The organism is Streptomyces sp. NPDC053474 (assembly GCF_044544845.1).
In the GTDB taxonomy this organism is placed as follows: Bacteria; Actinomycetota; Actinomycetes; order Streptomycetales; family Streptomycetaceae; genus Streptomyces.
This window is the reverse complement of the sequence record NZ_JBITXV010000006.1, coordinates 459,284-478,934: the sequence shown is the minus strand read 5'-3', so window position 1 is coordinate 478,934 and position 19,651 is coordinate 459,284. Positions and strand designations below refer to the sequence as shown.

General features: G+C 74.3%; 20 protein-coding genes. 11 read left to right on the top strand and 9 right to left on the bottom strand.

The genetic code is table 11. The features are described 5' to 3' along the window. Positions 1–94: 94 nt before the first annotated feature. From ACIG3E_RS17530 to ACIG3E_RS17520, 3 genes are all read left to right on the top strand, one after another. The gene (locus ACIG3E_RS17530) at positions 95–796 is read left to right on the top strand and encodes an NAD(P)-dependent oxidoreductase (RefSeq protein ID WP_399616670.1); all 702 of its coding nucleotides are present in this window, start codon (positions 95–97) and stop codon (positions 794–796) included. Positions 797–907: 111 nt separating this feature from the next. After that, positions 908–1,675, top strand: a complete 768-nt coding sequence (locus ACIG3E_RS17525; RefSeq protein ID WP_399616667.1) for an SDR family NAD(P)-dependent oxidoreductase — start codon at positions 908–910, stop codon at positions 1,673–1,675. Positions 1,676–1,701: 26 nt separating this feature from the next. Further along, on the top strand, positions 1,702–2,073 hold the full coding sequence (locus tag ACIG3E_RS17520; protein WP_399616787.1) for a MerR family transcriptional regulator: 372 nt from the start codon (positions 1,702–1,704) through the stop codon (positions 2,071–2,073). A 254-nt stretch (positions 2,074–2,327) separates the two neighbouring features. On the opposite strand, the gene ACIG3E_RS17515 is transcribed toward ACIG3E_RS17520, so the two are convergent. Both ACIG3E_RS17515 and ACIG3E_RS17510 read right to left on the bottom strand, forming a co-directional pair. After that, positions 2,328–2,606, bottom strand: coding sequence for a hypothetical protein (locus ACIG3E_RS17515; protein WP_399616664.1), 279 nt, complete (start codon positions 2,604–2,606; stop codon positions 2,328–2,330). Continuing rightward, a complete protein-coding gene (locus ACIG3E_RS17510; RefSeq protein WP_399616662.1) occupies positions 2,599–3,159 on the bottom strand; it encodes an RNA polymerase sigma factor in 561 nt (186 codons plus the stop codon). The genes ACIG3E_RS17515 and ACIG3E_RS17510 overlap by 8 nt, the downstream gene beginning before the upstream one ends. Positions 3,160–3,360: 201 nt before the next feature. On the opposite strand from ACIG3E_RS17510, the gene ACIG3E_RS17505 reads away from it, so the two are divergent. The 4 genes from ACIG3E_RS17505 (at position 3,361) to ACIG3E_RS17490 (ending at position 5,944) form a co-directional block, all read left to right on the top strand. Beyond that, positions 3,361–3,699, top strand: coding sequence for a hypothetical protein (locus tag ACIG3E_RS17505; RefSeq protein WP_399616659.1), 339 nt, complete (start codon positions 3,361–3,363; stop codon positions 3,697–3,699). Between the two features lie 116 nt (positions 3,700–3,815). Further along, positions 3,816–4,808: a dihydroxyacetone kinase subunit DhaK gene (gene dhaK / locus ACIG3E_RS17500; RefSeq protein WP_399616656.1), complete on the top strand. Its 993-nt coding sequence runs from the start codon at positions 3,816–3,818 to the stop codon at positions 4,806–4,808. A gap of 79 nt (positions 4,809–4,887) precedes the next feature. Next, on the top strand, positions 4,888–5,514 hold the full coding sequence (gene dhaL / locus ACIG3E_RS17495) for a dihydroxyacetone kinase subunit DhaL (protein WP_399616652.1): 627 nt from the start codon (positions 4,888–4,890) through the stop codon (positions 5,512–5,514). Beyond that, the gene (locus ACIG3E_RS17490; protein ID WP_399616649.1) at positions 5,507–5,944 is read left to right on the top strand and encodes a PTS-dependent dihydroxyacetone kinase phosphotransferase subunit DhaM; all 438 of its coding nucleotides are present in this window, start codon (positions 5,507–5,509) and stop codon (positions 5,942–5,944) included. Before dhaL ends, ACIG3E_RS17490 begins: the two co-directional genes overlap by 8 nt. 13 nt (positions 5,945–5,957) lie before the next feature. On the opposite strand, the gene ACIG3E_RS17485 is transcribed toward ACIG3E_RS17490, so the two are convergent. The 4 genes from ACIG3E_RS17485 to ACIG3E_RS17470 are packed head-to-tail and all read right to left on the bottom strand — an operon-like array spanning position 5,958 to position 9,361. Continuing rightward, a complete protein-coding gene (locus ACIG3E_RS17485; RefSeq protein ID WP_399616646.1) occupies positions 5,958–6,950 on the bottom strand; it encodes an ROK family protein in 993 nt (330 codons plus the stop codon). A gap of 31 nt (positions 6,951–6,981) precedes the next feature. Continuing rightward, positions 6,982–8,034, bottom strand: coding sequence for an ROK family protein (locus ACIG3E_RS17480; RefSeq protein WP_399616643.1), 1,053 nt, complete (start codon positions 8,032–8,034; stop codon positions 6,982–6,984). Positions 8,035–8,078: 44 nt separating this feature from the next. Beyond that, the gene (locus ACIG3E_RS17475; RefSeq protein ID WP_399616641.1) at positions 8,079–8,810 is read right to left on the bottom strand and encodes a hypothetical protein; all 732 of its coding nucleotides are present in this window, start codon (positions 8,808–8,810) and stop codon (positions 8,079–8,081) included. 38 nt (positions 8,811–8,848) lie between these two features. Then, the gene (locus ACIG3E_RS17470) at positions 8,849–9,361 is read right to left on the bottom strand and encodes an RNA polymerase sigma factor (protein ID WP_399616640.1); all 513 of its coding nucleotides are present in this window, start codon (positions 9,359–9,361) and stop codon (positions 8,849–8,851) included. Positions 9,362–9,513: 152 nt separating this feature from the next. Here ACIG3E_RS17470 and ACIG3E_RS17465 point away from each other — a divergent pair, with 152 nt between their 5' ends. Further along, the gene (locus ACIG3E_RS17465; RefSeq protein ID WP_399616638.1) at positions 9,514–9,714 is read left to right on the top strand and encodes a hypothetical protein; all 201 of its coding nucleotides are present in this window, start codon (positions 9,514–9,516) and stop codon (positions 9,712–9,714) included. 73 nt (positions 9,715–9,787) lie between these two features. Here ACIG3E_RS17465 and ACIG3E_RS17460 read toward each other — a convergent pair whose 3' ends face one another. Beyond that, positions 9,788–10,654, bottom strand: coding sequence for a GNAT family N-acetyltransferase (locus ACIG3E_RS17460; protein WP_399616636.1), 867 nt, complete (start codon positions 10,652–10,654; stop codon positions 9,788–9,790). A gap of 185 nt (positions 10,655–10,839) precedes the next feature. On the opposite strand from ACIG3E_RS17460, the gene ACIG3E_RS17455 reads away from it, so the two are divergent. Beyond that, positions 10,840–12,009, top strand: coding sequence for an alpha/beta hydrolase (locus tag ACIG3E_RS17455; protein WP_399616633.1), 1,170 nt, complete (start codon positions 10,840–10,842; stop codon positions 12,007–12,009). A gap of 3 nt (positions 12,010–12,012) precedes the next feature. Here the strand turns inward: ACIG3E_RS17455 and ACIG3E_RS17450 are convergent, their stop codons facing one another. Together ACIG3E_RS17450 and ACIG3E_RS17445 are read right to left on the bottom strand one after the other, a co-directional pair. Then, positions 12,013–15,984, bottom strand: a complete 3,972-nt coding sequence (locus ACIG3E_RS17450) for a hypothetical protein (RefSeq protein WP_399616631.1) — start codon at positions 15,982–15,984, stop codon at positions 12,013–12,015. Between the two features lie 320 nt (positions 15,985–16,304). After that, a complete protein-coding gene (locus ACIG3E_RS17445; protein WP_399616628.1) occupies positions 16,305–16,922 on the bottom strand; it encodes a TetR-like C-terminal domain-containing protein in 618 nt (205 codons plus the stop codon). A gap of 258 nt (positions 16,923–17,180) precedes the next feature. On the opposite strand from ACIG3E_RS17445, the gene ACIG3E_RS17440 reads away from it, so the two are divergent. Then, entirely contained in the window at positions 17,181–18,665 is a 1,485-nt protein-coding gene (locus ACIG3E_RS17440) for an MFS transporter (RefSeq protein WP_399616625.1), read from the top strand. A 173-nt stretch (positions 18,666–18,838) separates the two neighbouring features. Then, positions 18,839–19,627: an SDR family NAD(P)-dependent oxidoreductase gene (locus tag ACIG3E_RS17435; protein ID WP_399616623.1), complete on the top strand. Its 789-nt coding sequence runs from the start codon at positions 18,839–18,841 to the stop codon at positions 19,625–19,627. Positions 19,628–19,651 lie beyond the last annotated feature (24 nt).

Here is a 19,651-nt window from a genome sequence, read left to right as displayed (position 1 = left end):
AGTTTCCTTATGGCGTCCAGCCGAGTGGCGGCCGCCAGCACGTCTGGGCATGAACACGCCGCCAGCGCGTCTGAGCATGAACAAGGGGAGAACCATGCACATCGGAGTGATCGGTGCCACCGGCACCATCGGCAGCCGGGTCGTCACGGAGGCACTCGGCCGCGGGCACCACGTCACGGCGCTCAGCCGCGACGCCTCGCAGATCGACGAGAGCCGCGCGAACGTCACCTGGAAGAGCGTGGACGTCCTCGACCCCGCGAGCGTCTCCGCGGTCCTGCCCGGCCTGGACGTGCTGATCAGCGGGTTCCAGCCGGGCAACGCGGCCAAGGACCTCGCGGACACCGTGCGGCGCTCCATCGCCGACCCCACGGTGCACACCACCGCGGCCCGGGCGCTGATCAAGGCCTTGGAGAGCCACCCTCGGACCCGCCTCATCGTGATCGGCGGGGCCGGAAGCCTGGAGACGGCGCCCGGAGTGGCTCTCGTCGACGACGTCGAGCGGATCCACGAGACCCTCGACCAGCTCGGGCTCCCCCGCGCGTACGCGGCCGCGGCGCGCGGGGCCCGGGACGGCCTGAACGTCTTCCGCACCTCGAACCGGCTCTGGACCTACTTCAGCCCCGCCGAGGAGATCGCCCCCGGCGAGCGCACCGGCCGCTTCCGGGTCGGCGGCGATCAGGTGCTCCGGGACGCCGACGGCCGCAACCGCGTCTCCGCGGAGGACGCCGCCGTCGCCCTGATCGACGAGGTCGAACTGCCCCGCTTCGTCCAGCGCCGATTCACCATCGGCTACTGACACACCATCACGGCCGCTTCCGTGCTCCCCGTGGGAGACCTCTTGGGGCTCCCACGGGGCGACCGCCTGCGGGCGGCTTGTTGACCTTGCCGTTGGCGGCAGGGTTGCACGATGACCGGCATGAACAGCACCGCACCGCAGAGCAGCAGGATCGTCGCCGTCACCGGAGCAGGCACCGGGATCGGCCGGGCCACCGCCCGCGCCTTCGCCGCCGAGGGCGCGCACGTGGTCGCGATCGGACGACGGGCCGAGCCCCTCGAAGAGACCGCGGCCGGGCGCGACCGGATCACTCCGCTGGCCGCCGACATCACCGCCGAGGCCGAGCCGGACCGGATCATCCGGACCGTCCTTGAGACCCACGGCCGACTGGACGTACTGGTCAACAACGCGGGCATCGTGCGCAGCGGCGCCCTCGGCACGATCACGCCGGAGACGATCACGGCTCAGCTCGCCACCAACCTCGTCGCCCCCATCCTGCTGGCCCAGGCCGCGCTGCCGCTCCTGGAGGAGTCGGGCGGAGTGATCGTCAACGTCAGTACGTCGGTGGGGCAGCGGGCCTGGCCCGGCAGCTCGGTCTACGCGGCCACCAAGACCGCCCTGGAGCTGCTGACCCGCAGCTGGGCGGTCGAGCTGGCACCTCGCGGGATCCGGGTGGTGGCGGTCGCCCCCGGCGCGATCGACACCCCCATCGGCGAGCACCAGGGCCTGACGCCGGAGCGGAGGGCAGCGGTGCGGGAGTGGCAGCTGGCGCACACCCCCCTGGCCCGGATCGGCCGCCCCGAGGAGGTGGCGTGGGCCGTCACCCAGCTTGCCGCACCGGGCGCGTCGTTCGTCACCGGAGTGGTGCTCCCCGTCGACGGCGGAGCGGTCGTGGCGTGATACAAGTGGCGCCGGAGGTGGGGCGGGTGCGGATCGGTGAGTTGGCCGGGGCGACGGGGACGACCGCTCGTGCGGTGCGGCACTACGAACAGGCCGGACTGATCTCCTCCCAGCGGGCCGCCAACGGCTACCGCGTCTACGACGAGCGGGCGGTGGTGCGGGTCCGCAACATCCGCTACCTGCTGGCCGCCGGGCTCACTCTGGACGACGTACGGGTGTTCCTGCCCTGCCTGGACGGCGACGTGGCCGCCGCACCGCCCTCGGACAAGGGCCTGCGGGTCGCGCTGGACCGGCTGGCGGTCCTCAACGAACGGATCGCCGCCCAGACCGAGGCCCGCGACCGGCTCCAAGCCGCGCTGCGGCGGACGATCGGTGACCGGATCCGCCCTGTGGCCTGAACGTCCGCCTCGTCGCGGAAGCCGGAAGCCGCCGGACGCCGGGCGTTCCGGGCCGTTGACCTGTCACATTCGGCTGCGCAGCCGCGTCAGACCCATGACGGCGACGCCAGCGAGGCCGGAAGGCCGTCACCTTCCCCATCCTCTACCTCGCACCGGTCGTGGCCGCCCTCGTCCTCGGCTACGCCGCCTGACCGCAAGCCCCCTCCCCGCAACACCCCAGCCCGCGACCGGCCTGCCCCGCCGATCGCGGGCTTTCACGTGGAAGGGCCCGGCGGCCGGGCGACGGACAGGTGGCAGCTACCGTCCCCGCACGAACGCCGCAGCCGACCGTTCGAGAGGGTCTGCAACAGGCCGACCGTCCAGCACATGGGGCATCCGCGCAAGGCGAGCAGCCCCAGGGGCGCCAGCAAGAGGCCGACCAGCCCCACTACGGGAATGAGCAGGACCGAACCGGCCAAGGCGCCGAATCCCAGCGCGCCGCGCGCCAGGTGCCTGGGCAACGACGTACTGGCGAAGTTCTGTCGGTCAGCCATGGCCAGCTCCTGGTAGGGGATCGGGTGTTTCCTGCAGTGCCTGGCGAACCGCCGAGCGGGCGCGATGCAGCCTCGACTTCATCGCGGCGGTGCTGAGGCCGAGCGCGTCGGCGACCACGCGGCCGCTGTAGCCCTGGATGTCCCGCAGGATCAGTACACGTCGTTGGTCGGCGGGCAGGGCGGCGATCGCCTTCGCCACCCGTTCGGCTTCCAGGCGGTGCAGCACCTCGTCCTCGAACGACGGCACGGCGGTGTCCGGGACCGGTCCGTGGCCGCGCAGTGTCAGCCGTGCCCGCCGCAGGCACTCGTTGCGGACGATGCGGAACATCCACGACGCCAGCGCACCGGAGGCCCGCAGCATTCCGATCTTGCGATACAGGATGATCAGGGCTTCCTGCGCGGCGTCCTCGGCGTCCTGGGGAGTGGCGCACAGCGAATGGGCGAACCGCTGTACGTGCGGGTGCGAGCCGGTCACCAGAGCGGCCGTGGCTTCGACGTCGCCCTCCTGTGCCGCGGCGATCAACTGATCGCCGGGCCATGTGAAGTCAGCCACGCGAACGCCCCCGCCGACGCCGCACGAGGACACCGCACGCGCAGATGAGTACAGCCGCGACGATGACGGCACCAATGATCACGACAAACCTCCGCTTTCTGTGCCGACGCTCCTGTCCGCACACATGAGAGAGGCACGAGCACCGCGAAAGGATTCACCCCCAACACGGCTCTGTTCCATCCCTATGGAACGATCACCGCCATGGAGATCCTTCGGAACGTGTTCCTCGTCTTCCATCTCTTCGGCTTCGCCGCGCTCCTCGGCGGCCTCTTCTTCCAACTGCGCGAGAAGAACCCGGTGACGGGCGGCTACATGGTGAGCAGCGCGGTCGTCCAACTGGTCACCGGTGTGGGACTCATATGGACCCGAACATCCCTGGATCTGCCGGTGCTTCAGGCGAAGATGGGCGTGAAACTGGCCCTGGACGTCCTGGTGGCGGTGACAGCCCTGGCGGGCATGCGCACCAAGCAGCCGTGGGCCTTCTACGCCGTGGGGGTGTTCACGGCGGCTGCGGCCGTCGTGGCCGTCGCGTGGACGTAGTCCCCCGACGGGGCGCGCCGACCCACGGGGCGGCTCAGCCTCAGAGCACCGACCCGTGACCTTCACCGACCCAAGGCCGATACTGCTCTCAACCCGCCCACCTCCAGGAGGTACCCATGAAGATGCTCATCAACGTGGCGGAGACCGTGGTCGCGGACGCGCTCAGGGGGATGGCGGCCGCGCATCCGGAGCTGGCCGTGGACGTGGAGAACCGGGTGGTCGTGCGGGGGGACGCGCCCGTCGCGGGGAAGGTCGCGGTGGTCTCCGGCGGGGGCTCGGGGCACGAGCCGTTGCACGGTGGGTTCGTGGGGCCCGGGATGCTCTCGGCCGCGTGTCCCGGCGAGGTGTTCACCTCGCCCGTGCCGGACCAGATGGTGCGGGCGGCGGCAGCGGTGGACAGCGGTGCGGGCGTGCTGTTCGTGGTGAAGAACTACACCGGTGACGTACTGAACTTCGACATGGCCGCCGAACTCGCCCAGGACGAGGGCGTCCAGGTCGCCAAGGTCCTGGTGAACGACGACGTGGCGGTCACCGACAGCCTCTACACCGCGGGGCGGCGCGGCACCGGGGCGACCCTGTTCGTGGAGAAGCTCGCGGGCGCGGCGGCCGAGGAGGGCATGCCGCTGGCGCGCGTCGAGGCGATAGCCCGGCGCGTCAACGACAACTCCCGCAGTTTCGGCGTCGCGCTCAGCGCCTGCTCCACACCGGCGAAGGGCTCCCCCACCTTCGACCTGCCCGCGGGCGAACTGGAGTTGGGCGTCGGCATCCACGGCGAGCCGGGCCGCGAGCGGCGGCCGATGATGACGTCCGGCGAGATCGCCGACTTCGCCGTGAACGCCGTCGTGGAGGACCTCGGCCCGCGCGACCCGGTGCTCGTCCTCGTCAACGGCCTGGGCGCCACCCCGCTCTTGGAGCTGTACGGCTTCACGGCGGAGGTGCACCGCGTGCTCCGCGAGCGCGGCGTGGCCGTGGCGCGCACCCTCGTCGGCGACTACGTGACGTCCCTCGACATGGCGGGCGCCTCGGTGACGCTGTGCCGGGTCGATGAGGAGCTGCTGCGCCTGTGGGACGCGCCGGTGCGCACGGCGGCGCTGCGCTGGGGCATGTGACACACCCGTACCGGCGTACGTGCGGTCCCTGCCGCCCGCCGCGGAAACGTCCTGCGCAACCCCGACGCGAGGAGGCCCCGTGCTCGACGCCGACTTCTTCCGCCGCTGGCTGGCCTCGGTCGCGGCGGCCGTGGACCGGGAGGCGGACCGGCTCACCGCGCTGGACTCGCCGATCGGCGACGCCGACCACGGCGGCAATCTGCGCCGCGGCTTCACCGCCGTCGTCGCCGTCCTTGAGACGGAGGCGCCCGCCGCCCCGGGCGCCGTCCTGACCCTCGCGGGGCGGCGGTTGATCTCGACAGTGGGCGGCGCGTCCGGCCCGCTGTACGGCACGCTGCTGCGCCGCACGGGCACGGTGCTCGGCGAGGCGCCGCAGGTCAGCGAGGCGGAGTTCGCCGCCGCGCTGCGTGCGGGGGTGGCCGCGGTGGCCACGCTCGGCGGCGCCGCGCCCGGTGACAAGACGATGCTGGACGCGCTGGTCCCGGGGGCCGACGCCCTGCTCACGTCGTTCGCGGCGGCCCGGGAGGCGGCGCGCCTGGGGGCGTTGGCGACGGTCCCGCTCCAGGCCCGCAAGGGCAGGGCGAGCTATCTGGGCGCGCGCAGCGTCGGCCACCAGGACCCGGGGGCGGCCTCGTCAGCCCTGCTGTTCGAGGCCCTCGCCGACACCGCCGAAGCCGCCGCCACCGGGGAGGCGCCCGGTGAGTGACGCCGCCCGGGACTCGGGCCAGCACGCGGACCGGCGCGTGGGCATCGTGCTCGTCTCCCACAGCGCCGCCGTGGCCGAGTCCGTCGCGGCCCTCGCCCGGGGCCTCGCGAGCGGCGGCGGCACCGCTCCCGTCGCCCCGGCGGGCGGCACCGCCGACGGTGGCCTCGGCACCAGCTCCGACCTCGTCGCGGCCGCCGCCCACCGGGTCGACCGGGGCGCGGGCGTCGCGGTCCTCGCCGACCTGGGCAGCGCCGTCCTCACCGTGAAGGCCCTCATCGCCGAAGGGGACGAACTCCCCGCCCCGATCCGCCTGGTGGACGCGCCCTTCGTCGAGGGCGCCGTCGCGGCGGTCGTGGCGGCGTCGGCGGGAGCGGACCTCACCGCCGTGGCGGCGGCGGCCGAGGAGGCGTACGGCTACCGAAAGGCGTGACGCCCGGCGGGGCTCAGCCGACCGCCGTGCGCGCGGCCTCCAGGCGGTGCGGGCAGCAGCCGTCGCGGGCGAGGAGCGCGGCGCCGACCCATCCCGCCCCCGGGCCGCAGCGGGTCAGCCTGACGTCCGGCAGGGCGCGGTGGGCGCGCGCGGTGACGTACCGCTCGAAGCTCTCGCGCACCGGGGTGAGCAGGGGTTCACCGGCATCGGCCACGCCGCCGCCGAGGACGACCAGCTCGACGTCGAAGAGGTTCACGAGGGTCGCGATGCCGATGCCGAGCCAGTGGCCGACCCGGGCGAGGTGCGCCCGCGCCGCGGGGTCCCCGGCCTGGGCGGCGGCGGTGACGTCCTCGCCCGTGACCTGGGGCCGACCCGTGGTGTGCCCCGCCGCCGGTGCGGCGTAGCGCGCCAGGGCCGGGCCGGAGGCCAGGGGTTCCAGGCAGCCGACGGTGCCGCAGCCGCAGCGCTCGCTCCCGTGCGGGTCGACGATCATGTGCCCGATCTCGGTGCCGATGCCGGTCCTGCCGCGGAAGAGCCGGTCGTCGAGGACGAGGCCGCCGCCCACGCCGGTGCCGACGGTGACGAACGCCATGTAGGAGGCGCTGTGCCCGAGGTGGTACTCGGCCCAGCACGCGGTGTTCGCGTCGTTGTCGACCACGGTCGGCAGGCCGGTCGCGGCCGCCAGCAGTCCGCGCAGCGGCGCGTCGCGGAACGCGCTGTTGGGGGCCGTGCGGACGCGGCCGTCGGGCCAGTCGACGAGCCCGGCCACGCCCACCCCGACACCCGCGACACCGGGGTGGCAGGAGCGCAGCGCCTCGACCAGCCGTACGGCCGTCTTCAGCATCGCTTCCTGGTCGGCCGCGGGGCACGGCACCACGGGCACGCGTTCCACGACGTGCCCGTCGGCGTCGACGACTCCGGCGGCGATCTTCGTACCGCCGACGTCGAGCCCGACGAAGAGCGGGGCGGACGGCCCGCGGGAGGCAAGGGAGGGAAAGGGATCCATGGGGTCTTCTCCTCAGGGGGTGGGGCGGCGCTCAGTGGGGTTGGAGCCGCACTCCGAAGCAGTTCTGCAGCGCGATGAGGGCCGCGCCGTGCGCGCCCCGGTCGGCGACCAGTGGCTTGGTGACGAGGTGACAGTCGCGGTTGTCGTGGAAGGCGTACGAGCGGTACGTACCGACCGCGCTCAGGAACGCGTTCGCCGCGCGGTGGCCGCGGCCGCTGATGAGCAGGCTGTCGGCGGCGTACAGGACGACGTGGCTCGGGCCGAACAGGGTCAGCAGGTGCGCGAGTCCGCGGGCGACCGAGGTGCCCGCCTTGCGGAAGGCGGCGACCGCCGCCAGGGCGTGCGGGTCGTCGCCGTCGGCGAGGTCCACCGCCGCTTCCAGGCCGTCCAGTTCACGGCCCGTGAGGTCCTTGATCGCCCCGGCCAGCGCCCGGTTGCCGACCTGGCTCTCGACGCAGCCGCGCATGCCGCAGTCGCAGACGCGCCCCTGCGGCCACACGCGGAGGTGTCCGAACTCCATGGGCACGCTGAGGCGTTCGCGCCGCACCACCATGCCCGCGCCCACGCCGTCGCGCACGAGCACGACGCCGAAGGTGTCCGCGCGGCGCCCCACGCCCAGGGTCTGTTCGTAGGCGGCGAAGGCGTGCGCGTCGTTCTCGACGACGGTGTCCCAGCCGGTGGCGGCCATGAGCCGGGGGCCGAGCGGGAACTCCACCCACTCGTAGGGGGGCGGCTTCTCCGTCCCGTGGTCGTCGGGCCCGTTGACCAGGTGCCGCACCAGGCCCGTGTCCGCGTCGACGGGCCCGCCGACCTGGACGCCGACGCACACCCGGTTCCTGGGGAAGGAGCGCCCCAGCTTGATGTCGGCGAGGGAGCGGATCAGCGCGGCCGCGCGCTGGACGACCGCCTCGGGCTCCATGTCGGACAGGTCCGTCCGGGACCGGGCGGTCACCACTCCCTCGCTGGTGACGATGACACCGGCGAGTTTGTACGGGAGCACCTCGATCCCTATCGCGTAGTGGCCGTGGTCGAGTTCGTACGACCGCCGAAGGACCCGCCGCACCTTCGCGTCGTATCCGTCCATGGTCCGATCCCTCCCCCGGGTGGTCGCTGTCGTGTGCGGGCGGGTCAGGGCGGGAAGCCGGGGCCGACGATGTCGGGGTGGCGCTCGACCGCGGTGCGGACCGCGCGCCGGGTCAGGGCGACCACCTCGTCCATGTCGTACTCCTCGACGCCTCCGACGCGGCGCAGTCGCGCTCCGCCCTCGGCGGTCGCGGCCGCCCCCACCCGCTGGACGAGGCGCGGCTCGCCCGTGTCCTGGAACGCGTCGTCCGGCGCGCCGATGTCGATGAGCCTGCTCGCCCGGTAGGCGTAGGGCAGGTGCCGCACGCACTCCGTGAGGAACGCGGTCTTCGCCTCCGTGCCCGCCGTGCGGGGCGGGAGCGCGCTCTCCGGCCGTTCCAGCTGGTCGCGGAAGGTGTTCACCGCCCGCGCCACCGTCTCCACGACGAGGTCGTCGACCTCGTCGCGGCGCGGCCCGGCCCCCGCGTACCCGGACGTCGCGATCGCCGCGAGCCAGAGCTGGACGACCTGGAGGCCGTAGACCACCCAGTCGGCGCGGGCGCCGAAGTCGCAGGCGTAGGCCTCCAGTTCGCGTGTCCCGCCCCGGCCGCGCGCGTGCGCGTCGAGGACCGTCCGCAGCCGGGCCTCCACCTCGTCCGACGTGAGGTCCGCGTCGACGTCGGACCGGATCCCCTGGAGATACCGTTCGAACGCGGGGTGCACCTTCAATTCGGCGCCCGTCCTAGGCGGCGGGCTGACACGGATCGACGTGGGATTCCGGCTGTCCCCCCTGCGCATGTGCGCCTCCTCCTTCTCGTTCCTCATGGGCACGGCGGTCACGGTCCGCCGTCCGGCCGGTCGCCCTCGATGCTGCGCCGCAGCGCGGTCCGGGCGTGCCTCAAGTGGCTGCGTACCGTGCTCACTTCCCTCTTGAGCAGCGCGCCGATCTCGTCCGTGGAGTAGCCGTCCACGTAGAGGGCCACCACGGCCCGCTGCCGCGGGGGCAGTTCGAGCAGCCGCTGCCGCACCCATTCCTTCTCGTCCGGGTCGTCGTAGTCGTGGACGGCCGGGGGGTGCAGGCAGGCCTGCCACTCGCCGTTGGTCCGTTTGCGGTCGCGTTCCGCGATCTTCAGGTACTTGTGCCAGGCCACCTTGCGGACCCAGCCGTACGGGCGGCGGCAGTTCGGCCATATGCCCGCGAGTTCGAGCATGGCCTCCTGCGCGACGTCCTTGGCCTCCTCCACGGTGGCCCCGGTCGCGGCCAGGCCGCGGACGAGGCGGGGGTATTCCGCTCGGAAGAACTCGGAGAACTCCGGGGGGACGGCCCCGTGGACACCTAGAGGGCTCACGCGGCCACCTCCTCGGGTCGGTCTCCCTATAGGTCCCTCCGGAGGCCGTTCGCGTGCAAGGAAGGCGTCACGTTTCCTCCGCGCGGCGGGAGTTGCACGCCGACGGCTCGACATCGCCCCCTTGTGACAAGCGTGAAGGAGGCAGGGCACTCATGAAGTGGAAGACCCGTACACGGCACGAGGACGACAACGCGGACCGGCGCTCCCGCCGCCCCTCCCCCGCCGAGGTCGTGAAGCTCGTCAACGGCACGGCGATGGGCGTGGGCGGAGCCTATGTGCTGACGTCGTCGGCGCTGATCGCGGTGCTCGCGGGAGTCCTGGCGGTGGTGTTGGCGGCGCTGTACCTCCGGTAGGGGGGCGGGTTGTACCTCCTGTAGGGGTGGGAGGCCTGCTCGGCCCGTGGGGTGGGTCGCGGGCCCGCCCGGCCTAGGCGTCCCGGTACCGGTCCCGGACCTCCGGCAGGCGCCGGTACCCGGCCGACGCGTAGGTGGCGACGGCCCCGGTGTTGGAGCTCGGGGTGCAGACGACCGCGCTCGACGAGCCGAGCCTCTGGAGCGCGGCCGCCGCGGCGACGCTGATCGCCTTCCCGTGGCCGCGCCCGCGGTGGTCCCGGTGCACGCCCAGCGGCTCCAGCAGCCCCGGCCTGCCGGGGCCCGCCGACCACACCGTCACCGCCGCCACCGCCTCGCCCCGGTCGTCGTACGCGACCAGGCACCGGGCGGCGCCGTACGCCGACCCGGCCGCCATCGCGTGCCAGTGCTCGGCCGTGAACGTCGACCCGTCGAACGCGGCCCGGTGCAGGGCGGCCCGCAGGTGCGCCCGCTCCGGGCCGATCTCCTCGACGCGTACGCCGGGGTCCTCGACCGGCCGGGTCAGGTCGCGGCGGAGCGGCGTCCACGGCTCGTCGGTCGGCCAGCCGATCTCGCCCAGCAGGTCGTCGACCAGGGCGCCCGGCGGCGCCTCGACGCTCACCCGGCCCGCGGGCAGCACGCCGCGCTCCGGCGCGCTCGCGTCCTCGGCCATCCGCCGTGCCAGTTCCGCGTCCCGCAGGGCGTCGGGCGCGGTCGTCAGCCGCAGCAGGCGGGGGCCGTCGAGCAGCCCGACGGCGAGGATCCGTCCGTCGCGGCTCCACGTCCGGACGGCCGCGGCCGTCGTCTGTGCACCCGTGCGCCGGTACCAGCCGAGGTCCCCCGGGTGGAGCTGCGTCGGCGCTCCCTCGGCCTGCCACTCCCGCAGCGCGTCCGCAGCCCCGCCGAGTCCGTCGGGCTCCGGCTTCGCCATCACGATCGTCATGCTCCTCATCACATCCCGCCGCCCGGGCGGTCCGCACCTGGTTTTCGCCGGGCCACGGCCTGGCTCTCCAGGGCTACTTCGCGGGGTGGCTCCGCGGCGTGATTCCCTGCGGACCCGACGTTCCTACGGTGGTTGCACCGAGGCCGACACGCCTGTGCGCGGCCGCCGAGAGAAGGGTCGTGGACATGTCCACACGTCGTCGTGGAGCCGTTGCCGTCCTGCTGGCCGGTGCGGTGGCGCTGACCGCCTGTGGCTCCGGAACCGCGGTCGCGGCGTCCGGACCGGCCGACCGGGGCGGGAAGCGGGACACGCGGCTCGCGCTTCCCGCTCCCACCGGTGCGTACGCGGTGGGCCGGGACGCGCTGCACCTCGTCGACAAGGCCCGCCGCGACCCGTGGGTGCCCGAGGCGGGCGCCCGTGAGCTGATGGTGTCGCTGTACTACCCGGCGCGGAAGGCCACCGGCACACCGGCCCCGTACATGAGCACCGAGGGCGCCCGGGCCTTTCTGAAGGAGATGAAGGTGGAGCTCCCCGCCGAGGTCCTGAGCACCACCCGCACCCATGTGTTCGCGGGCGCCAGGGCCAGGTCCGGGACGTACCCGCTGGTCGTCCTCTCACCGGGCTTCAGGACGCCGGGTGCCGTCCTCACCGGCCTGGCCGAGGACCTGACCAGCCGCGGTTACGTCGTCGCGGTGGTCGACCACGCCTACGAGGCCGCGGGGGTCACCTTCCCCGGCAAGGGCGTCCTGCCGTGCGCGGCGTGCGGGAGGATCGGCCCCACCACCTTCCGGCCCGCCGCGGAGGGGCGCGCCAAGGACCTGCGCTTCGTCCTGGACCGGTTGATCGGGAAGACCTCGCCGTGGAAGCACGCGGACCTCGTGGACAAGGGCAGGGTCGCCCTCGGCGGGCACTCCCTGGGCGGTGCCGCGGCCGCGGCCACCATGGCGCGCGACCCCCGCGTACGGGCCGGAGTGAACATGGACGGCCCCTTCGTCGACAGCGGTGAGGAGTCCGGCCTGTCCGGCCGCCCCTTCCTGATGATGGGCACCGAGGCCGACCACAGCCCCGGCGGCGAGGACGGCAGTTGGGACGTGATCTGGAAGCGCCTCGACGGCTGGAAGCGGTGGCTCACCCTGTCCGGCGCGGACCACTTCGCGTTCACCGATCTGGCGCCGCTGGCCGGGCAGTTGGGCGAGGACGACCCCGAGGGCCTGCCGGGCAGGCGGGCCGCGGAGATCACGCGGGACTACACGAGGGCGTTCTTCGACGCGTGGCTGCGCCACCGGCACACGCGCCTGTTCGACGGGCCGAGCGCGGCCAACCCCGAGGTCGTCTTCCCGCACACACCGCGCTGAGGCCTACAGGTCGGTGCCACCGCCCCACGGCCCCTCGACGACGTGCTCCCGCAGCAGGCGTACGTGGCGGCGGCGCACGTCGAGGGGCCAGGCGGCCGCGGTGCCCCAGGCGACGAGGGCCGCGGCCTTCCAGTAGCGCGACTCCAGGCCGCGCGCCTGGGACAGGGCGGTGCCCGCGAGGCCCTGCGCCACCATGCCGGTGAAGTAGGCGCGGGCGACGCCACCGAAGTCGAGGCTCTCGGCCAAGGACGCCCGGAGCATGGGCTCGGCCAGGTCCACGCGCCCGGCCCGGAGCAGCGGCCCGAGGAACATCTCCGTCGTGAAGGCGTCGCCGCGGCCCACCTCCGCCCACGCCGCAACGGCCTTCTCCGCCACGCGCCCCGCGGTCGCCGTGTCGCCCGCCGCGGCATAGCTCTGCACGATGTCGGGCAGCGCGAAGGGCAGGCCGAGGTCCTCGGCGAGGCGCAGCGCGTGGTCGTTCATGCCCACCCGGGTCAGGGCCTCGCCGACGCGGTACGCGTCCTCGACGTCCCGATCGGCACCGGCGCTGACGTCCCGCTCGGCACCGACGCTCCGCGCGAACTCGTAGGCCTCGCCCGCGAACCCGCGCGCTTCCTCGTCCAGACCGGCGCGGCTCAGCGCGACCGCCATCGCCGCGTGCAGCCCCGCGGCGGCCCCGTCCGTCACCTGCGCGGCCCTGCGCAGGAAGGCGGCGATCGCCCGGTCGGCGGCCGCCGGGTGGCCCCGCAGGGGCCCGGCGGCACCCACCACCGCGCCGAGCGCGGCCAGGCACTGGAGGTCGTCCCGCAGGCGGAGGGCCAGGCCGACGGCCTTGTCGAGCAACGCGTCGGCCGCCTCCGCCCGCGTCGTACGGCAGCACGCCGACAGCTTCGCGAGTGACTCGGCGCGGCGGGCGACGGGCCGCAGCCGGGCCAGCGTGGTCGTGCAGTGGGCGGCGCCGTCGCTGCGGTGGAGCGCCTCCACCGCGCGCAGGACGGCGGCCCACAGCGTCCCGTCGGGCTGTCCTGCCGGTCGGTGCCGCCCGTTCCACTCGTCGATGACGCCGTGCGCGAGGTCCCGCGCCGCGGCGGTCCTCCCGGTGTTTGCCCACGCCAGGGCCAGCTCGGCGCGGTGCTCCGCGTCCCAGGTCGCGCACCCGTCGGCCGCGGCCAGGTGTCCGGCGGCCGCCTCCGCGATCTCGACCGCCCGGACGGAGCGGCCGCGCCAGGCGAGGTTGGGATTGGCCTCGGCCACGCGGCGCGCCCCCGCCCGGTCGCCCACCTCGATCGACGCCTCGACCACCTGGTGCATGAGGTCGTCGGTGAAAGGGTGGCTGGAGCGCCCGCTGAAGGCGAGGGCGTGCCGCGCCGCCCGGACCGCGCCGTCGCGGTCACCGGCCGCCAGCAGGCCCTCGCCCAACTTCGTCAGGCCCAGGCTGACGTACCGGTCCGGGAATGCGACGGCGTCGGCGCTCCGGACGAGGCGGCGCATGGCCGGTACGTCCCCGTCGCCGCACTTCGCCTGCGCAGCCCGCAGATAGGCCAGGGAGACGAAGCGCATCGACTCGTGCCGCAGCGCCGCGGCCCGGCTCAGCTCCCGCTCCAGCACGGCGGCGGCCCGCGCGCGGTGGCCCGCCGCGGCGAGGGCCTCGGCCAGCGCGGCGTGGAGCCCGGCGCGCAGGTAGTCCGCGTCGCTCGTGGCCATGGAGGCGAGGGCACACGCGTCCTCGACACGCGCGGCGCGCACCAGGTCACCGACGACCTGGCCGACCCGCACGGTTCCGTTGCTCCCCAGCAGGAAGTCGCCGCGCTGCCGCGAACTGGCTCTCCGTGCCAGGTCCACGGCGGCGTCCAGGTCACCCAGGCGGCTCAGCGCCGCGGCCGCGTCGGCGAGCACCCACGCATAGAACGGGCCGTACGCGGGCGCGTGCGCGAGGAGTTCCACGAGGACCGAGCGGGCCGCCTCCGGCTCACCGGCCTCCAGGAGGTACTGCGCACAGGCGCAGCGCACCCGTTGGTCGGCGCCTTCGAGCCAGTCACCGGGTGCGAACGGCAGGATCCCCGCTCCGGTCCCGCGCGCGGCACGCGCGCAGGCGCCGAGGGCGACGAGCTGCCAGTACGCATCGCCGCGGGCCGGGGCGAACGCCCAGGCCCGGTCGGCGAGTTCCCGCGCCCGCTCGGCGGCCCCGGTGTCGAGACGCGCCTCGGCCACCTCAGCGAGCGCCTCCGCGCGATGGGTCTCCTCGACGCACAGGGCGATGCCCTCCGCCTGCCGCGCCTGCCCGGAGCGCACGAGGAGCCCGAGCAGCCCCGAGGGCAGACCGGCCGTGCTCGCGGTGGCCGTCAGATGGTGCAGGTCGAGTCTGAACTGGAGTTCCAGGTCGCGGTCGGACGCGGGCCCGTCCGGCGCGCGCAGTGCTTCGCGCGCGAACGCGATGGTCTCCAGGAACGTCGCTTCGTGGCCGTACGCGGCGAGGAGGCGTCGGCGGCGCGCGGTGTTCACCAGGTCCACCAGGCGCGTGCCGCCCACGAGTTCGCGGTGCGCGCGGACGAAGTGGTGGAGGCCGTGCAGCAGGAAGGGCGGTGTCGCCCCGGGCCAGCCGTCGTCCGCGTACCGGTCCGCCCACGCGATGACCTGGTGGACCTCCTGCGCGCAGCGCGCTGTGCCCACCCAGTCGTCGACGAACTCGCCGTACGTGGCGTGCGCCCACTGGTAGCCGGTCCCGCCGCACTCCAGGGCCAGCGGCAGCAGACAGCGCTCGATGCCGTGCAGGTGCCGGGCGACGCGGCCGACTCCGATGTCCAGCAGATCGGCGAGGTCGTGCCGCGTCAGGGGCGCGGCCGCGACCCGCAGCAGCGTGGCGATGCGCTCCGGCAGCGGCTCCGCCGAGGACAGCCAGTGCTCAAGGTGCCGCTTCGCGTCGTCGTGCCTGGACTCGGCGTGCGGGCTGGTCTTGAGCGGGACGATGTGCACCGGGGTAGCCGCCAGGGCGTGGTGGCGGGGCACCGCCGCGCGGAAGTCGGGCAGGTTCCGGGTCGCGACGACGACGTGGGCGTGGCCGTGGACGTGCACGGGCAGCAGCGGGCTGACGCCGTCCGCGGTGAGCTGCTCGTCGAGGCCGTCCACCAGGAGCACCGCCGGACGCCCGGCCGTGCCGAGGGCGGCGAAGCCCGTCCACAGACGGGCGAACTGGGCGGGCCGCTCCTCGGGCTGCGCGAGGGGTTCCCGCGAGCGCAGGGCGGTCAGGAGCTGCCCGATGGCCGCTTCCAGGAAGTCCTGCGACCGGTGCGCGTAGCGGTCCACGACGTAGAACACGGCGGTGGGGCAGCCCTGCGCGCGCAGACGGCGGTACAGCTCGACGGTGAAGGCCGTCTTCCCTGCGAACGCGGGGGCCTCGATGACGTGGTACGCGCCCGGCCCCTGGAGGGCCGCGAGCAGCCGCGCCAGGTCCTCCTCGCGGTCGAGGACGACGGAGTGGTAGCTCTCGAAGGCGCTGCGGGTGGCGCCGTAGCGGTCGTGGACGCTTTCCGGCACAGGCCCTGGGCCGCCCGGGTCCGCTTCCTTGGCGGCGGGCTCCTGGGGCGCGGCGGCGGCGCGGGGGCGCCGGGGGCCGACGGCCCGCACGAGATCGGCGTGCCGTTCGCGCCACAGGGACCGGCGCAGCTGCGGCGCGGCCTCCGGCGTGAGGTCGCCGTACCGTTCGACGGCGGCCGCGCGGCAGGCGTCGACGAACGCCTCGATGACCTCCCACCTCGGCGGGCGTACGAAGGTGGCGTTCAGCAGAGCGCTCAGGCCCGCGCGGTTGAGCTGTCCGCGCAGCCGGCCGGGCGCGGCGGTCGCGTTGTGCGTCACCAGGTCGCCGTAGCTCGGGTTCCCGACCGCCACGCGCAGCTGGACGAGCCAGTCGGCGAACCTCTCCTGAGGCGTCACCACCATCGGCCGGATGCACTCCTCACCGCCACCGCGCGTACGCACCGGTCCGGGTCCTTCGGGATCGTTCGGCCTTCCGCGTTCCGCGCCTGGCGTCCACCAGGGGATACGGCCGGGCCGTTCGGGTCCGTTCCAGAACCGGGACCCCCGTCGGGGCCCCTTGCGAGCGTAGCCGTCGGCGGGCCGGAACAGGCCCCTCTTCGCCCACGGAGCACCGGAGGACACCATGCCCCACACACCCCGCAGCGAACGCGCGTCGAAGCCCGTCGTCCGTCTGGTGGCGGGGGCGGTCCTGTCCGCTGCCGTCCGCTCGCTGATCGACTGGCTGACGGGCCGTTAGCCGTACGCCGTACCCGGCCCCGTCGTCACTCCGGCGACGGGGCCCAGACCCCCGCCCGCGCCGCGGTGGCCGCCGCCCGCGCGGCCGCGTCCGCGTCGGCCTCGGTCAGGGCGCGGCCCTGGTTGAGCAGGGCGTAGTACAGCGGTGCCGAGACGGCGGCGACGACGGCGTGCGGGTCGGTGCCGGTGGGGAGTTCGCCGCGCGCGATCGCGTCGCGGACGCAGCCGGACCACTCCTCGACGCGTACCTCGTAGAAGCGGTGCAGGGCCTGCGCGGCCTGCTCGTCGCAGAGGGACGCGGCGATCAACGCCGTGAACAGGCGGCCCTGCCGGGGGTCGGTGAGGGTCTTCACGACGAGCCGGGCGTTCGCCCCGAGGTCCCCGTCCAGGCTGCCGGTGTCGGCGCGCCGCAGCGACTGCTCGGCCATGTCGGCCAGCAGGTCGGCGGCGAGCGCGCCGGGGGTGCCCCAGCGGCGGTAGACCGTGGTCTTGCCGACGCCCGCGCGGTGCGCGATCTCGGCGAGGTCGAGCGCGTCGAACCCGTCGGCGGCCAGCGCGTCACCGGCCGCCCGCAGGACGGCCTCGCGTACGCGGGCGGTGCGTCCGCCCGGCCGGACGGTGCCGGGGGCCGGGGCGTCGGGCATGGGTCCCCTCCTAAGGGTGTCGAGCAGTGCTTCACGGCGTGCGCCCCATCGTATCGGGACTCCAGTTCCCTTACCGCATTCGGCGTGCTAACTTCTCAGCCGTAACGGAACGACAGACCCATTAGGGCGGATCGCTCCGGGATCCCCCGCCCTGCCCCGGCGCGCTCGCCGCCGGGCAGGCACTTCCCGCACCGCCGCGGTGAAGCCGAAAGGAAGACTTCCCGCGCTGTCGCGGTGAAGCCGAAAGGAAGCCCTCCCATGTCCGCACCGAAGCTCGCGGCGCGCCCGGCGCCGCGCCGCGCCGACACCACCGCGCCCGCGCACCAGCCCGCGCCTCAACCCCAGCGGCTCACCGGCGAGTTGAAGCTGACCCTGGCCGTGCTGCTGGTCGCCCAGTTCATGCTGGCCGTCGACTTCTCGATCCTGAACGTGGCCCTGCCCGCCATCGGCGACGGCCTCGGCTTCTCGCTCTCCAACCTGCAGTGGATCGCCACCACCTTCGCCCTGAGCGCGGCGGGCTTCACCCTCTTCTTCGGCCGCATCGGCGACCTGATCGGCCGGAAGAAGATCTTCATCGGCAGCCTGGCCCTGCTGGGCCTCGCCTCGCTCGTCGGCGGCCTTGCCACGAGCCCGGAGGTGCTGCTCGCCGCCCGCGTCGCCCAGGGTCTCGCCACGGCCGCCGCCACCCCGGCCGGGCTCTCGCTGCTCACCACCTCCTTCCCCGAAGGGCCCCTGCGGCAGAAGGCGCTGGGCATCAACGGCGCCCTGATGTCCGCCGGGTTCACCACCGGCGCGATCCTCGGCGGCGTCCTGACCGACCTGCTCTCCTGGCGCTGGGCCTTCTTCATCAACGTGCCCGTCGCCCTGGCCGTGATCGTGATCGCCCCCGCCGTCATCAAGGAGTCCAAGCCCGCGGTCCGGCCGAAGCTCGACCTGCCCGGCGCCCTCACCGTCACCCTCGGCCTGCTCGCCCTCGTCTACGGCCTGACCCAGGCGGGCGAACACGGCTGGACCGACGCCCACGCCCTGACCGGCCTCGCCGTGGGCGCCGCCCTGCTCGCCGCGTTCTTCGCCGTCGAGCGCAAGGTCGCCGAGCCGCTCGTCCCGCTCCAGACGCTGGGCCGCCGCACCGTCGCCTGGGGCAACGTCCTCGGTCTGCTCGCCTTCGTCACCGAGACCTCGCTGGTCTACCTCCTCACCCTCTACCTCCAGAAGACCCTCGGCTTCACCCCGCTCGCCGCCGGTGTCACCTTCGGCGTCCTGGGCGCGGGCACCGTCGTCGGCGGGCTCCTCGCGCCCAAGGTGATCGCGCGCCGCTCGACCCTGACGGCCCTGGTGGCGGGCGGTGTCGTCCAGACGGTGTTCACCGCCGCGCTCCTCTTCCTCGGGACGACGACGGGGGCGTCCCTCGCCCTGCTGCTGCCCGCCACCTTCTTCGGCGGCATCGGCAACATGCTCGTCATCGTCGGCTTCATGGTGACCGCCACCAGCGGGCTCCCGGACGCCGAACAGGGCCTCGCCACCGGTCTCGCCTCGATGTCCCAGCAGGTCGGCATCACCATGGGCACCCCGATCATGTCCGCGGTCGTCACCGCCACCACCACGGGCGCGGCCACCGCCTCCGCCGTCCACCACGGCGTCACGGTCGCCATCGCCGTCAACGCCGCTCTCGTGCTCCTCGGAGTCGTGTTCGCGGCGGTGTTCCTCCGGCCGCGGCGCGGGGCCGGGGGCGTGCGGGCCTGAGGCCCGCGCCTCTCGGCGCGGGGCCGGGCCGCAAGCGCGGAACGCCTGGCGGCACGGCGGGCACGTATCACCCGGCGGCGGGCACCCGGTACGGCCCCCGCGCGCGCAGAGCGGCGTGGCGGCCCGAGGGCCCCCACACCCACCTCCACATCCACTCACCGAAGGAGCAGTTCATGGACCTCCAGCTCACCGACAAGGTCATCGTCGTCACCGGCGCCACCAGCGGCATCGGCCACGCCACCGCCCGCCTGCTCGCCGAAGAGGGCGCCCACGTCATCGCCGTGGCCCGCGGCACCACCGGCACCGCCGCCGTGCCCGCGAAAGCCGACTTCCTCGCCGCCGACCTCACAGACCCGGCGGCCGCCGAGCGGATCGTCGAGCACGCACGCTCCGCCCACGGCCGCCTGGACGGCCTGGTCAACAACGCCGCCGCCCTGGTCTCCCAGCCGTCCTTCGCCGCCATCGACGACGACCAGTGGCACACCACCTTCGAACTCAACCTGCACGCCGCCGTCCGCCTCACCCGCGCCGCGCTGCCCCTGCTCCAGGACAACCCGCGCGGCGCGAGCGTCGTGCACGTCGCCAGCGAGGCCGCCCGGCTGCCCGACGCCACCATCGCCGACTACGCCGCCTCCAAGGCCGCCCTGCTCTCCGTCTCCAAGTCCCTCGCCACGAGCCTCGGCGCCTGCGGCGTCCGCTCCAACGTCGTCTCGCCCGGCCCCACCCGCACCGCCCTCTTCGACGCCCCCGGCGGCTTCGCCGAACAGCTCGCCGACCGCTTCTCCCTGCCCGCGGACCAGGCCGTCGACCACTTCATCCGCCACGAGCGCCGCCTGCCCACCGGCCGCATCGGCGCCCCCGAGCAGGTCGCCGATCTGATCGCCTACCTCCTCTCGCCGCGCGCCGCCCAGGTCACCGGCGCCGAGTGGAGCGTCGACGGCGGGGCCCTCCGCCAGCTGTGACCCGCACACGACCAGACATACATG